At 43.5% G+C, this 12,540-nt stretch carries 19 protein-coding genes and 1 tRNA gene; 16 read left to right on the top strand and 4 right to left on the bottom strand.

What is annotated here, in order from left to right; all coding sequences use genetic code 11:
* The first annotated feature begins 67 nt into the window (after positions 1-67).
* The 8 genes from BXP28_RS12500 (at position 68) to BXP28_RS12465 (ending at position 5,381) form a co-directional block, all read left to right on the top strand.
* Positions 68-895 (top strand): cobalamin adenosyltransferase family protein, encoded by an 828-nt coding sequence (locus BXP28_RS12500; RefSeq protein ID WP_036657048.1) that lies wholly within the window; start codon positions 68-70, stop codon positions 893-895.
* A gap of 11 nt (positions 896-906) precedes the next feature.
* Entirely contained in the window at positions 907-1,545 is a 639-nt protein-coding gene (gene eutD, locus BXP28_RS12495) for an ethanolamine utilization phosphate acetyltransferase EutD (protein WP_024093586.1), read from the top strand.
* A gap of 18 nt (positions 1,546-1,563) precedes the next feature.
* Positions 1,564-2,247 (top strand): putative ethanolamine utilization protein, encoded by a 684-nt coding sequence (locus tag BXP28_RS12490; protein WP_024093587.1) that lies wholly within the window; start codon positions 1,564-1,566, stop codon positions 2,245-2,247.
* A gap of 12 nt (positions 2,248-2,259) precedes the next feature.
* On the top strand, positions 2,260-2,532 hold the full coding sequence (locus tag BXP28_RS12485) for a EutN/CcmL family microcompartment protein (protein ID WP_036655159.1): 273 nt from the start codon (positions 2,260-2,262) through the stop codon (positions 2,530-2,532).
* Entirely contained in the window at positions 2,525-3,070 is a 546-nt protein-coding gene (locus tag BXP28_RS12480; protein WP_036655157.1) for a BMC domain-containing protein, read from the top strand. Before BXP28_RS12485 ends, BXP28_RS12480 begins: the two co-directional genes overlap by 8 nt.
* 19 nt (positions 3,071-3,089) lie before the next feature.
* The gene (gene eutH / locus BXP28_RS12475; RefSeq protein WP_023484520.1) at positions 3,090-4,205 is read left to right on the top strand and encodes an ethanolamine utilization protein EutH; all 1,116 of its coding nucleotides are present in this window, start codon (positions 3,090-3,092) and stop codon (positions 4,203-4,205) included.
* 337 nt (positions 4,206-4,542) lie between these two features.
* Positions 4,543-5,019: a class I SAM-dependent methyltransferase gene (locus BXP28_RS12470; protein WP_077585072.1), complete on the top strand. Its 477-nt coding sequence runs from the start codon at positions 4,543-4,545 to the stop codon at positions 5,017-5,019.
* A gap of 2 nt (positions 5,020-5,021) precedes the next feature.
* Positions 5,022-5,381, top strand: a complete 360-nt coding sequence (locus BXP28_RS12465) for a hypothetical protein (protein WP_077585071.1) — start codon at positions 5,022-5,024, stop codon at positions 5,379-5,381.
* Between the two features lie 127 nt (positions 5,382-5,508).
* Here BXP28_RS12465 and BXP28_RS23305 read toward each other — a convergent pair whose 3' ends face one another.
* Together BXP28_RS23305 and BXP28_RS23300 are read right to left on the bottom strand one after the other, a co-directional pair.
* Positions 5,509-5,673, bottom strand: a complete 165-nt coding sequence (locus tag BXP28_RS23305) for a hypothetical protein (RefSeq protein ID WP_024093592.1) — start codon at positions 5,671-5,673, stop codon at positions 5,509-5,511.
* A gap of 47 nt (positions 5,674-5,720) precedes the next feature.
* Positions 5,721-5,882, bottom strand: coding sequence for a hypothetical protein (locus tag BXP28_RS23300; RefSeq protein WP_024093593.1), 162 nt, complete (start codon positions 5,880-5,882; stop codon positions 5,721-5,723).
* Between the two features lie 935 nt (positions 5,883-6,817).
* Here BXP28_RS23300 and BXP28_RS12460 point away from each other — a divergent pair.
* The 3 genes from BXP28_RS12460 to BXP28_RS24270 all read left to right on the top strand — a co-directional run bounded on the left by BXP28_RS12460 (position 6,818) and on the right by BXP28_RS24270 (position 7,935).
* On the top strand, positions 6,818-7,012 hold the full coding sequence (locus BXP28_RS12460; protein WP_036655155.1) for a helix-turn-helix transcriptional regulator: 195 nt from the start codon (positions 6,818-6,820) through the stop codon (positions 7,010-7,012).
* 333 nt (positions 7,013-7,345) lie between these two features.
* A complete protein-coding gene (locus BXP28_RS12450; protein WP_023484522.1) occupies positions 7,346-7,807 on the top strand; it encodes a hypothetical protein in 462 nt (153 codons plus the stop codon).
* Positions 7,804-7,935 carry a hypothetical protein gene (locus BXP28_RS24270; RefSeq protein WP_024093596.1) on the top strand — a complete coding sequence of 44 codons (132 nt, stop codon included), beginning with the start codon at positions 7,804-7,806 and terminating at the stop codon, positions 7,933-7,935. The genes BXP28_RS12450 and BXP28_RS24270 overlap by 4 nt, the downstream gene beginning before the upstream one ends.
* A gap of 551 nt (positions 7,936-8,486) precedes the next feature.
* Here the strand turns inward: BXP28_RS24270 and BXP28_RS12445 are convergent.
* Positions 8,487-8,559, bottom strand: a tRNA-Ala gene (locus BXP28_RS12445).
* A gap of 181 nt (positions 8,560-8,740) precedes the next feature.
* Between BXP28_RS12445 and BXP28_RS12440 the strand changes: the two genes are divergently transcribed.
* The 3 genes from BXP28_RS12440 (at position 8,741) to BXP28_RS12430 (ending at position 10,080) form a co-directional block, all read left to right on the top strand.
* On the top strand, positions 8,741-9,043 hold the full coding sequence (locus BXP28_RS12440) for a hypothetical protein (RefSeq protein WP_144029556.1): 303 nt from the start codon (positions 8,741-8,743) through the stop codon (positions 9,041-9,043).
* 16 nt (positions 9,044-9,059) lie between these two features.
* Positions 9,060-9,584, top strand: coding sequence for a VanZ family protein (locus tag BXP28_RS12435; protein WP_024093598.1), 525 nt, complete (start codon positions 9,060-9,062; stop codon positions 9,582-9,584).
* Positions 9,585-9,666: 82 nt separating this feature from the next.
* Positions 9,667-10,080, top strand: coding sequence for a hypothetical protein (locus BXP28_RS12430; RefSeq protein ID WP_051427927.1), 414 nt, complete (start codon positions 9,667-9,669; stop codon positions 10,078-10,080).
* A 271-nt stretch (positions 10,081-10,351) separates the two neighbouring features.
* Here the strand turns inward: BXP28_RS12430 and BXP28_RS12425 are convergent, their stop codons facing one another.
* Positions 10,352-10,654, bottom strand: a complete 303-nt coding sequence (locus tag BXP28_RS12425; protein ID WP_023484526.1) for a hypothetical protein — start codon at positions 10,652-10,654, stop codon at positions 10,352-10,354.
* A gap of 385 nt (positions 10,655-11,039) precedes the next feature.
* Here BXP28_RS12425 and BXP28_RS12420 point away from each other — a divergent pair, with 385 nt between their 5' ends.
* Both BXP28_RS12420 and BXP28_RS12415 read left to right on the top strand, forming a co-directional pair.
* Positions 11,040-11,477: a DUF86 domain-containing protein gene (locus BXP28_RS12420; protein WP_023484527.1), complete on the top strand. Its 438-nt coding sequence runs from the start codon at positions 11,040-11,042 to the stop codon at positions 11,475-11,477.
* A 274-nt stretch (positions 11,478-11,751) separates the two neighbouring features.
* Entirely contained in the window at positions 11,752-12,390 is a 639-nt protein-coding gene (locus tag BXP28_RS12415; protein ID WP_023484528.1) for a helix-turn-helix transcriptional regulator, read from the top strand.
* The last annotated feature ends 150 nt before the right edge of the window (positions 12,391-12,540 follow it).

The raw sequence follows: 12,540 nt of genomic DNA, 5'->3' as shown, positions 1-12,540 counted from the left end.
ATCCTGCTGTCTGTCGATTGCCCATTGTCAGCAGCCCGGAACTCCGGATGCAGAAGGATGTGAAAACATGGCTGTGATAACTGAAAACGATTTGCGTAAACACTTCAGGAACCAGAATCTAAAAGAGGTTTCTGTGTATGAAGCCCCCAAGGGAGCGATTTTGACTCCTTCCGCCAAAAGTTTTTTGACTGATCATCAGATTGAGCTCCGTTACACGGGAAATCCTGTTAAATCGAAGCCGGAAGCAGATAAAAAGCCTGATGCAGATACGAAGCCGAAAAAAGAAGTTAAGATTCAAATCACCAAAAGCCTGGACAGCGGGCAAGAACCGGCAGCAGCAAAAAAACGTTACCGCACCCTGTACGGAGGTTTTCTGGAAACCAAGCCGGAACACATGACCCATTTGTATGGAAACATGCTTGTATTTAAAGATCATCCCCGGATTTTATTCCGCGGGAAACTGGACTCCCTGGAAACGAAGATTCTGGAAGCCCAGATCAACTGTTCTAAACTGAACATGGACAGGCTTGTCAATGATCTGGAAGAAATTTTGCAGTTTGTACGGCAAATATTACGGTGTGAAGTGCTAAACGAAAGTATAGAGGATTTTCATTTACTTGGGATGACGCCTAAAGAATTGCGTGAACAATCCCACTTTCCTAAGAAATATTTTGGACTGGAACATTTTCAACCCAGCTACGATATGGGCGAAGCGGTTGTTGTCATAAATTCATTGCGCACCTTCACAAGGGAAACGGAACTTTTTGCTTATCAGGCTTTTAAAAAGGAGCACGGGGGCGCAGAGCGTGAAGATATCATCCGGACGCTGAACCGTCTTTCCTCCTTATTTTGGATTATCATGTTTCGGATTCGCATCGGACAGTACAACTCATGAGGTGAACATAAGTGAATAATGAACTGGTAGAAAGCATTGTGAATGAAGTAGTCAAACGGGTGCAGGAAGAAACAGCCGGAATCGAGGTCGAGGCCTCCGGTAAGCATGTTCATTTAAACCGTGAGGCGATTGACGCCCTGTTTGGAGAAGGTTATCAATTAACGAAAGCGAAGGATCTTTCCCAACCCGGGCAATATGCCTGCAAAGAGCGCGTTACCCTGATCGGGCCAAAAGGAGCTCTGCATAATGTTGTCATATTGGGCCCTGAACGCAAGGAATCCCAAGTGGAAATCTCGCAAACTGATTCAGTGGCACTGGGAGTGAAGGTTCCTGTACGGGAAAGCGGTCAATTGGAAGGAACACCGGGTATCGTGATTGTTTCCGCCAACAACGTGATCCGGCTGGATAAAGGTTTGATTGCTGCCCAGCGCCATATCCATGTAAAAGCTGAAGATGCCGGGAAATTCGGGGTGAAAAACGGGGAGATCGTACAGGTCAAAGTGGAAGGCAAACGCCCGCTTATTTTTGACGATGTGTTAATCCGGGTAAGTCCCAATTACGAAACCTACATGCATATCGATTATGATGAAGCCAATGCTTGCGGTTTTGTGAAAGGAATGAAGGGGAAAATTTTGAAAAAGAACATCTAGGCCCAGGAGTGTGAAAAAATGAACTTGGAATCTCTGGATAGAGAAGCACTCATTCAGGCAGTGGCAGATGAAGTCTACAAAAGACTGCGGCAGAATCAGACAGCTGAGGCGATTCCACCCGTTAAGCCCAAAGCAGTACTCCTGTCGGGGGAGCCGGTTTCCGAACTGGAGGAGATGCTGAATCCGCACTATGACGTGCAATATTATGATGAGTCGCTCAGAGATTGCGATTTGATCATTATTCCTAAACTGTGCATTCAGCTGCTCTCCAATCTCGCGAACGGCATCAGCGCAGGAAACCGGGAACGGTTTGTACTCACGATGCTCTTAAAAGGGAAAAGGGTTATCGCTTTGGATGAGGGGCTTTTGTACCGGAAATATAAATCGGCGGCTCCTGTTCTCCTGTACAAGCTGTATGCCGGATTTGCGGACAAACTGGAGAACTATGGCATCAGGATAGTCCAGACTCCTGAACTGCTTGCCGCTTGTCTGGAGGAGGATGGACAGTCGGATATTCAGACAGAGGTTGAGGACATCCCGTCTTGTCAGGATGTTTTGTCCAAAAAAGTAATTACTGAAGCCGAACTGAAACAATGCCACTTCCGGAATATCAAAACAGTTGTGGTTGACCGTAACAGCATCATAACCCCTCTTGCACAGGATTACTTGAGAATGCAAAAGATGCATGTGCACAGAAGATAGCGAGGTGAACCTATGATAGTGGGAGAAGTAGTGGGCAGCCTGTGGGCCACCCGAAAAGACCAGAAGCTGAACGGCCTGACCTTTCTGGTAGTGAAACCGTTATCGTATGGCAAGGCGGTTCAGCGTGATTACTTTGTGGCCGCAGACAATGCAGGCGCAGGCATAGGGGATACCGTTCTTGTCACAAAAGGAAGTTCTGCCCGGACATCCATAGCCAATCCGGACGTGCCCGTTGACGCAGTCATCGTCGGCATTGTTGACTCCATCGAGCTGGCTCATGAGTAGCGCTATCGGTGTTGTGGAGCTGCGCAGCATTAGCAAAGGGTATGAGACGGCTGACTGCATGCTGAAAAAATCTTCTGTCACCATACATCATCTCAAACCCATTTGTCCGGGTAAATTTCTGATCATCATCAGCGGAGATACGGCAGAGGTTCAGGAAGCCATGGACTTCGCCAGAACGGAAGCGAACGGGTTCAGAATAAGCGATTTTGTGCTGCATGGCGTTCATCCTGAAATTGTGGACGGCTTGAAAAAGCGTTATTCTCCCCGGCCTGTTGAAGCAATCGGGATTCTGGAAACATCTACGGTGTCTTCCGGCATATTTGCCTTAAACAACGCCTTGAAACAAAGTGAAATCCATGTAAAAAGAATGAATCTTGGAATGGCGATCGGGGGTAAATTCTTCACCGTGTTTACGGGAAGTGTCAGCGACGTGGAACAAGGGATGAAAGTGATCCTTTCCTCGATGGATGAAAAGAGGATTATTCATTATACCGTGATCCCATCCCCGAGTGAAGAAATGAAAAAACACTTCCAATGAGAATGGAGGAGCAGCGTCCGTGGAAATCAATGAGATTATCATTTACCTCATGGTTATTTTTATGATTCTGGGTGCCATTGACAAGAGTATCGGATACAAATTCGGCTTAGGTCATCAATTCGATGAAGGGATTATGGCCATGGGGTCTTTAACGCTGGCGATGGTAGGAATTATTTCTTTATCACCTGTATTGGCCAAGTTGTTAAGCCCTATTGTGGTCCCTTTATACACTGCGTTGGGAGCAGATCCCGCCATGTTTGCGACAACACTCCTGGCAAATGACATGGGCGGATTCTCCCTGGCACAAGAGCTTGCTAACAGTCCGGATGCGGGCATGTTTGCCGGAACCGTACTGGGTGCCATGCTGGGGCCAACCATTGTATTTATCATCCCGGTAGCACTTGGCATCATCAAAAAAGAAGATCATACATTTTTGGCAACCGGTGTTCTTTCCGGCATTGTTACCGTTCCGCTAGGCTGCTTGCTGGGAGGATTGGTTGCAGGTTATTCTTTCTCCATGATTTTGTCCAATCTCGTACCGATTATTTTGTTTGCTGCTTTGATTGTGCTTGGTTTATGGAAATGCCCGCAGGGAATGATCAAGGGCTTCACGGTATTCGGGCAGTTTATTGTGATTGTGGCAACGCTGGGGCTCGCAGCCGGCATTGTTCAGCAGCTGACAGGCATCGTTATCATTTCCGGCCTTGCACCGATTGAAGAAGGAATCAAAATCGTCGGGGATATTTCCATTGTATTGGCAGGCGCTTTCTGCATGGTGTTTGTTATTACCAAAGTGTTTAACAAGCCGCTGTTGAAACTTGGGAAAATGATGGGCATGAACGAGATTGCGGCAGCAGGTATGGTGGCTACGCTGGCTAACGTAATCCCGATGTTCGGAATGATGAAAGACATGGATAACAGAGGCAAGGCAATCAACGTGGCCTTTGCCGTCTCAGCCGCCTTTGTATTCGGGGACCACCTGGGTTTTACGGCAGGGGTAGCCAAAGAGATGATTCTCCCCATGATTGTCGGAAAACTGGTTGGCGGAATTTCGGCTATTTTTGTAGCCATCTACCTATCCAAAAAAATGACGGATAAACCAAAGAAGGAAGAGCAAGCGGAGAAGGCCGTTTAAGAATGAAACCGGGAATGCGGCTAGTTAAGCAGCCGATCCAAAATAAGTGGGACGGGACCTCCAATCACGCCATGAGGCTGGATTGGAGGTCTTTTTGTGATTTGGCGATATAAAAAGATAAAATGTGAACTGGCTTAAGAGGAATTACCATTCCGGCATAAAATTGTTTAGTAGAATAACTTTTTACAGGTATCTGGCTCCATATCTTGGCTCAGGTTGAGGGAAAGTGGTTCGTTCTTTTCTGGATTTTCGAACAGATGTTTGCAAGAGGTGATCCGGATCGTTTACCATAAAAGTAAGCACTAATTCACTAAGTCCTTATGAAGGAGTGAACTTTATGACAGGCAAACTCCCAAATGAAGAACAGCGGGAACATTATAGGGAGCATTACAGCCCGGGTTACGGTACAGAGTTGATCCGTTCGTACCAGAGGCGTTCCGTCACAAAAGAAGCGTCTTTTCTAATCTCCCATTTGAAACCGGGCATGTCCTTGCTGGATTGCGGCTGCGGCCCCGGGACAATCACGGCCGGATTGGCCAATCTGATAGCTCCGGGTCAAGTCACGGGCATAGATAAGGAAGCAGGTCAAATTGACCGGGCTTACGCCTATGCCCGCGATCAAGATGTAACAAATGTCCGTTTTCAGGAAGCGGACATTTATCAACTGCCGTTTGCAGACGAGTCATTTGATGTAGTTTTTATGCATGCTCTGCTCCAACATCTTCAAAATCCGTTAAAAGCATTAAAAGAAGCAAACCGGGTACTGAAGCCGGGGGAATCATCGGTGTACGGGATGATGATCAGGGCAGTTTAATAATGGCTCCGTATGATGACAAGATGGAGCGGGTCATTCAGCTGCTCAAGCAAGTGATGAAGTATAGCGGAGGGGACCCCTACGCCGGCAGAAGGCATCGGGAATTGTTGGGAATGGCCGGTTTTACGAACATACAGGCTACAGCCAGCTGTGAATCAGATGGCATTTTAGAGGAAACAAGAAAGCGTGGCAATCTTGCAGCTAAACTGCTGGAACATATGTCGGAGACGATCGTGCAGCAAGGATGGTGTACGAAGAAAGAATTAACGGAATTGCAAGCCGCCTGCAGGGAATGGGGACAAAACCCGGATGCGTTCGATGGCATCACCTGGTGTGAGGCGGTAGGGTGGAAACCTTTATAAGCAAATTTAGCAGGTTGAAGTTTCTATATCCGGATATAAAAAATGCTTCCCTCTACTATTGAAATAGCGGAAAGAAGCGTTTTGATATGATGAATTAGGGACTGTATACCCAAGTAATCATTTCCTGTTACCTTGTAGGACTGACATCTGTACGCACCACACCTACATCGGAAGCATTTATGGCAAAGACATTGCCTCCCTGGCCGGTTTGCGCACGTGCAGACTGATTAACTTTAACTGTATTTTTACCATTTTTCCAATGATGGCGGTTTTTTGATTTTTTATTCCGCACAGTTTCACCTCCCTTTAGAGGAAAACTATCTTTTGTACCGCAAGGAATTAACGACGTTTGCGCTTGCTAAACACTTTTACATTGAGAGCATTGCTGGCCAGGGCATTGCCATGGATCGTCTTCGCATTTGCCGACTGAAATATTTGAATCACTATAAATCTGTTTTTGCCTATTCGGTGTTTAAAGGTTTTCACGTTTGTCCGGGTCATTCATACAGCTCCTTTTAAGATTGGACTATTCTATACATATGCTTAAGATTTCATCCATGTATCGGCTGGTTTCCCATAACTGGAGCCTGGAATTGTAGTATAAACAATACACACTCTTATTGTCCAAGTTCATTAGGGGGCTTTAGAGTGAAAATGGAAATATGATCAGTTTGTGAAATATAAAAAACGTTCCCTTCTAGAGAAACTAATGTAGAATGTGTTAAGAGATATAAATCTATTGGATAAACCAAGTAATGGGAGTTACCTTCTCGATAACAATAATATTTCTGAGGCATGGAACGTAAATAGCTTGATTACCAAATAAATACATATGGGTTTTGTTTTTAAAACTTTCAGTTTATTCTGAAATCAGTGTTAAGATAATGTTTATCTGTCGCTCATATATGCCGAAGTTCGAAGAAATGAACTTATGGAGATTGTAACGCTGATAGCATTCTTTTGAGTAAATATGTGCAATCTTATTTGGAGTCTTTGGCTGGTAACTCTCCGAACTATTCACATGTATTTTCAAGCAGGTGAAAAACAAACTGAGAGGGTATTATCAAACCGATCATAATCTTATTTTTTTGATATCCTAGAAGACCAGCTTACTTTTTTTCGGATTTACTTAATCACTCAAGGCATATAATCTGGATGTCTATGCCTAACATTGTAATTTACTTTCAACCGTCCAAGGCTTGCTATAGGTGGCTTGGCGTTAGCCTTTCCAAGCTTAGTATTTCCCAATCTAGGCTTGTCACACGGAAAATTGGGTTATAAAAAGTGTAAAGAATATTTGACATTAAGGATGAGTTCATGTTATGGTTGATGTAATATATTACCTATAAAACCATATACAGATATAATTAATCTTCATTTAACAAAATGGCTTATAAACCATTTTGTTACCCACTCCCCATAAGGAGGTGAGTTTATTGCGTAATAACATAAAAAATTTAAGGAAAACCTTATGCATATCTCAAGATGAATTGGCAAAACACTGTAATGTAACTAGGCAAACAATCAATGCAATCGAAAACAATAAGTACAGCCCCAGTCTGGTTCTGGCATTCCGTATAGCAGAAAAGCTAAATACAAATATTGAAAAAGTTTTCATTAAAGACATTTGATTAAGAAAGGATTGAGAAGAAAATGAGAAAAATGGATGAGATGGAAAAGTATCATTCTGGTTTTGCAGCTAGAATTGCTTTCAGTTTTTATACAATTGTATTACTTGTCTGGTCCTTAATCAATTACATTCAAGAGAATGACACAGGTTGGCAACTCTCTATAGCACTTGTCGGAAGTTCAATTTATCTCTGGATACTTGTGTACTATAAACGAAAAGTCAGAAATAACAAGTAGACTATAAACAAGGTCATTATGAGAAAGCTAAACAATATATAGAAGGTTATGAAGATCTTAGTTGGTTTGAGATCTTAGACGAACAGGGAAAAAAAGAAGTGGACAAGTTTCGTTTGTGGGCAAAAGCGAATAAATATACCGTAGAATTACTTTTGGGGAATACGGGGGTACTTGATGAATATACAAATTTTCTTACAGATTATCCGAATGAAATTCTTTCCGGTCTTCTCACAATTATAAAAGCTGCCAATACATTTGGATTTTCCATAGACCATATCTTAGAACGACTCCCTGAGCCTTCTTTAACCAATAAGGTAGACCCTGTGAAGATTGAAAAATTTCTGAGATTTCATTATCAGAAAGCGATTTATGCGTTTAGTCAACACCGTTTTGAAGAAGGACTGGAAACCATTTTATACTGCCTCTCTTTATCTATCTCCACCAAGAACCATCCTAAGACTGTATTGTGTACAGCCTGGTTTCAAAAATACATTAAGCATGTTTCGAATTCCCAAAAGGAAACATTCTCATACATCATGGAAGAGGTGTTAAAAGGGTGAAAATTAAGAATTTGATCTTATGTATTGCAGTGGCGATTACGTTACTAGGTGGATCTACACTTAGTATGACAGGATTTAATGTTGCTTTTGAACATGGAACTGAAGACCAAAAAGCTTCTAAAGCATGAGATGCATCTTTGTTCCATGCCTTATAACAATCCTGAAGCTAAAAGACTGCTTTCCTTACCATCAAGGGGAGAAGTCTTTTAACGATTTGGGTGATTGTGCCGGAAAACGCGTATTATTCCGGTAAATGTAACGTTGATTAAATCCCTTATTTTTTACATCTTATCCCCCAAGATGGATAATCACTGTTTCCACAATTAATGAACCTCTTTATGCTTTTGCAACCATTCTGAAATAATGGATCGATTTTTGCAACCAGACTTGAAGCACCGCTATAGAAAGAGCGCCTAGGATCAATTTCCTGAACGGTTCTCAACAAGCACGCTGCAAAAGCAAGGATATATTACCTGGTAGCCGCAGAACGTCCAAACTATTCAAATCGTCAGAGTTTGGGAAGAGTCTTCGAAGATCAAAGACGGGCACCAAAAAATATATTAATAGGGCGCATGGAGCGTCTCTTTTTATTTTCGTCCCCAATTCCAAAAATTACGATAAATACAGAGAATAACAAAAGAAGAAAAACCCTTGATTCTTCAAGGGTTTTTCTTTTCTATGGAGCCTAGGGGGATCGAACCCCTGACCTCATCGCTGCCAGCGATGCGCTCTCCCAGCTGAGCTAAGGCCCCTTATAGGATTTGTCCGGATTCATTTTCTCGCCCGACAATTTAAAATTATACACGAAACTTTTTAAGAAGACAAGTATTAATTTTATCTTTTTTTCTAATGATTTTGCAGGGGCAAAGTTGTACGGGGAGGCGGGAACATGCTAACCTATAGGCAATGATGAAAAATTTGGGAGTGAGAACAGTGTCCGGCAATCTGCTGTACTGGTTATGGCTTGGCTGCACCTTTGTGATTACGATTGGAACGGGGCTTGTTGTGATGCGGAAAACCCGGCGTTACGGACTGTCGGCCATAGTGGCAGCGTGCCTGGGTATTATTTTGACTGTCTTGGCTTGCATATGGTGGTCCGGTTTGAATCTGGAACGCCACCGTTACCTGATCGGATTATTATTCTACATCATCGCTTTTGTCAATATGTTGTTTTTGACCTTGTTTGTTCTTATGAGCCTGAGAAAAAAAGACGGCTGCGGTAATAAGTCGGCCTAAACATAGGGAGGGAAATATGAAGAGGAAAACATGGGCCTATATTTGGACAGCCGCCGCTTTAATTTGGATGGTTGTCATTTTTATGAAATCGGCGGAGCCTTACCAGGAGCAGGATATGAGACCGTTTCTAAAGAATTGGATCTCGGAAGAACGGCTAACCTCCTGGCTGCCCCATATTTCATTCACTTATGACGGGCATCCTGTCACCTGGCAGAAACCTTATGACATGCTGGAGTTTTTCATCCGTAAGGCTGGTCATGTGGCGGAGTTTGCCCTGCTGATGCTGTTTGTTACGCTGGTTCTTCTGTCATGGAGGAAGGCGTTTTATCCTATGCTCTGCCTGGGGACTTTGATCTCGGTCGGCTATGCGGCAACGGACGAATGGCATCAGACATTTGTACCCGGACGGACGGGGCATGTAGTAGATGTTCTAGTGGATTCCATTGGAATTGTTCTGGTTGCGTTAATTTGGCTTCTGGTTCATGTTTGTATGACTAAGGCGAATTTAAAACCGGCCGCAAAAGAAAAAGAAGAGTTATAAAATAGAGTTATGGAATAGAGTTATGGAATAGGGGAAAAATGGGGAAACTCTACCTGAAAGATAATCTGGAAGGGAGATTCCCATGGCTCAAGTTACGCACGCAGAGTTTGTACGCATGTCGCAACGGAATGATGTTCCTTGCGGGGAGGTTAAGTTTTACCTGGACGGGGAAGATACGCCTTATTTGGCTGAAGTAATTTCTTCTGCAGACGGGCATAAAGAAGTCAGACGGGTATACAAGATGCAGGTTGATCCGGCTGTGGATTGGTACGACAATAATATGCACCAGGCTTATGAGGAAGTGACAAACCGGTTTGCCGACCGGGCCCCCTCTGATTTGTCATCGCAGACCGATTCTCCGGATGCTTCTGCCCAAGCCGCATCTGCAGGAGCGACTATGAATGATTTAACGCAACAACTCATGCAGGTGGATGAAGTAAGCCGCGGATTAGAACAAGGGTTTTCTGCTCCTGTTGAATCAAATTTGGAAAGATGATAAAAATGCCTCCGATTTCGAGGGGCTTCAGACTGTTGAGAAACCCTAGACGGGAAAATGGCTATGTAAACAGTTTGGGGTGCATCCGCAAAAGTTTACGTCCGCCTTTGGAACCCGTGAAAATACGGCTAATTTCCATTCTTTTCACAGGTTCCAACAGCGGCTGGAGGGATATACCCCATCAACCTGTACAGCCAATTTCTGCGTGAAGCGGGTTTCTTGATAAGCTAAAAACCCAATTTCGGGAGCTTAAGTCCGGTAAGATAGACGATTACTTCTTTCGCTTTGTCTTTTTCCGGTTCTGGTTGCGGGCTCTTTCTTCCTCAAGTGCCTGCTCATATCTCCGTTCATTCATCTCCCATCGCCCGTTCCCGATCATTAAGCCGACAACACTAAACACAACCAGCCGGATCGCGACATAGGGAAGAGAGATATTTTTGGAGCTGATTAACTCGAAAATAGTAGTAAGTACCGTTAACCCTACACCGAAATAGAGTACCCAGGTCCTCATCAAATAAGATTTTTTTCCCCGTTCCCGGGCCCGTTCCCAATCTTTTCTTTGTGCAGCCTTCATGATTCAATCCCCCATTATATTGTTCCAAAACGAAAATACTTCTTCACAAATTATACTAGACTTCTGCTTAAAAGAAACAAAGAAATAGAAGAAAATGATCACTGCTTTTATTTAGCATGGACATAATCTGGAGAAATGATAAAGTTGTTTTAATAATTATGGATGAACTGAATTAATGCTCCGCATATCCCCAGCTTAATTGTATAGAGACTGTGCAGGATTAATAGATCGCGGGGTTTGGTAGAATAAAGGGAATCTGCAAGTCCACCCGCAATAAAAGATCGTGTGAAATCGCTCCCAGCAAACTTGACTCCCCTGCTGGGCAGACATAAACTGGAATCAGTGGAATGCTGACAACGCCCCGCGAAGAAAAGGAGATTGTGACATGTATTACATTAATTGGGATCAGGTACATAGCAGATTGGATTTCATTCCGGCTATTCAGCAGGTTTGCGAGACCATTATAGAGTCACCGAACCAGGGCAATCTTTCGGCCACAGAACATTTCGCCCAGGAAAGAGCCCTGCACCTTGCTATTGAAACGGTAACGGATGTCGGGAGTCTTCTGATTGATGGCTTTATTATGAGAGATGCCAGCAGCTACGAGGATATTATTGAGATTTTAAAAGGGGAGCAGGTTTTCTCTGAAGACATAGCCTTTATCTTACTGGAACTCGTACGGCTAAGAAGGCCGCTGGTTCAGGAATATATGGATCTTGAAAGGAAAGGTGTGCATCCGCTTCTGCCGAAAATCCGGGAAACCTTGCCTTCTTTTACCGAATCTGTGAAAGCATTTATTAAGAAAGAATTGAAACAGGAATAATCTGAGACTGAAAACCTTTTTCCTTTACATACTTTGTCTACAACTTCGAATCCCTTCAGAAAAAGAAGGGATTTTTTAAGGTCCGGATACTGACTGTTATTTCTTTGTTCTATGAAACCGACGGCGATACAGTAAATTTAAAAGAATTATTCAAAATCCCGGTAGTATACGTTGTTCTATATATTCAGATATAATATACATTTTTGTTTCTTAATTTACTTATCGGACAGGTTAAGGTAAAATGGCACTAAGTACGGGGTGGAGGATGATAGTCATGGCCCAGGATAGTGAAACGTCAACACGTAAAATCATTTTGACGATGTTGAAGACAAGCGGACCTTTTAGTGTCAGCGACATGGCGAAGGAACTAGGCATCACTGAGATGGCGGTGAGGCGTCATTTAAATACTTTGGACCGTGACGGTCTGCTTCAATCCAAACTGGTCCGGCAAGGGATGGGACGACCCGCCCAAGTATATTCCCTGACAAGCCAGGCCGATGATTTATTTCCCAAGAAATATCAACAGTTGACACTCGAACTGCTTGACATGTTGGCCGCTGATTTGGGGAAAGAATGGGTACAGGAACTGTTCGACAAAAGAAAAGAAAGAATGTACTTTTCTTATAAACTGTTTATGGAAGGAAAGACGTTATCCGACAAAGTTTCCGCTCTGGCCAAAATCCAGAATGAAAACGGATATATGGTAGAATGGGAACCTGTTGGGGAAGAAACTTATGAACTAAAAGAGTTCAATTGCCCGATTGCTCAGGTGGCCAATGAATATGAGCATGCGTGCGCTTGTGAGCTTTCCCTCTTTGAAAGCCTGCTTGAGGCCAAGGTGGAACGTAAAGAATGCTTGGCTAAAGGCGGTCAATGCTGTAAATATACAATTCAAAAAAAAGGTTCGTCATAATGAACGATAAAAGCCACTACCCGGAAGCAGGGAAGACTGCGGCCGGGTGTGGCTTTTTAGCTTTATCCCGGCTTAAACAAGACAATCATCGAGATCCTTATAAAACCATAGGGAGGCTTTCAAAAACGATGCGGCCTTATCTTGTCATAC

Origin of the sequence: Paenibacillus larvae subsp. larvae (assembly GCF_002003265.1) — a bacterium.
In the GTDB taxonomy this organism is placed as follows: Bacteria; Bacillota; Bacilli; order Paenibacillales; family NBRC-103111; genus Paenibacillus_H; species Paenibacillus_H larvae.
Note: the sequence above shows the minus strand (reverse complement) of the source record. Positions and strands in the feature narration are given on the sequence as shown.

Excerpts from the sequence above, each read along its gene's own strand:
- BXP28_RS12490 (WP_024093587.1), top strand. The coding sequence starts at position 1,564 with ATGAACTTGGAATCTCTGGATAGAGAAGCACTCATTCAGGCAGTGGCA.
- BXP28_RS12425 (WP_023484526.1), bottom strand. The coding sequence starts at position 10,654 with ATGAAGGCTGCACAAAGAAAAGATTGGGAACGGGCCCGGGAACGGGGA.
- BXP28_RS12465 (WP_077585071.1), top strand. The coding sequence starts at position 5,022 with ATGGCTCCGTATGATGACAAGATGGAGCGGGTCATTCAGCTGCTCAAG.
- BXP28_RS12420 (WP_023484527.1), top strand. The coding sequence starts at position 11,040 with ATGTATTACATTAATTGGGATCAGGTACATAGCAGATTGGATTTCATT.
- BXP28_RS12480 (WP_036655157.1), top strand. The coding sequence starts at position 2,525 with ATGAGTAGCGCTATCGGTGTTGTGGAGCTGCGCAGCATTAGCAAAGGG.
- BXP28_RS12470 (WP_077585072.1), top strand. The coding sequence starts at position 4,543 with ATGACAGGCAAACTCCCAAATGAAGAACAGCGGGAACATTATAGGGAG.
- BXP28_RS23300 (WP_024093593.1), bottom strand. The coding sequence starts at position 5,882 with ATGACCCGGACAAACGTGAAAACCTTTAAACACCGAATAGGCAAAAAC.
- BXP28_RS12485 (WP_036655159.1), top strand. The coding sequence starts at position 2,260 with ATGATAGTGGGAGAAGTAGTGGGCAGCCTGTGGGCCACCCGAAAAGAC.
- BXP28_RS12500 (WP_036657048.1), top strand. The coding sequence starts at position 68 with ATGGCTGTGATAACTGAAAACGATTTGCGTAAACACTTCAGGAACCAG.
- BXP28_RS12415 (WP_023484528.1), top strand. The coding sequence starts at position 11,752 with ATGGCCCAGGATAGTGAAACGTCAACACGTAAAATCATTTTGACGATG.
- BXP28_RS12430 (WP_051427927.1), top strand. The coding sequence starts at position 9,667 with ATGGCTCAAGTTACGCACGCAGAGTTTGTACGCATGTCGCAACGGAAT.
- BXP28_RS12435 (WP_024093598.1), top strand. The coding sequence starts at position 9,060 with ATGAAGAGGAAAACATGGGCCTATATTTGGACAGCCGCCGCTTTAATT.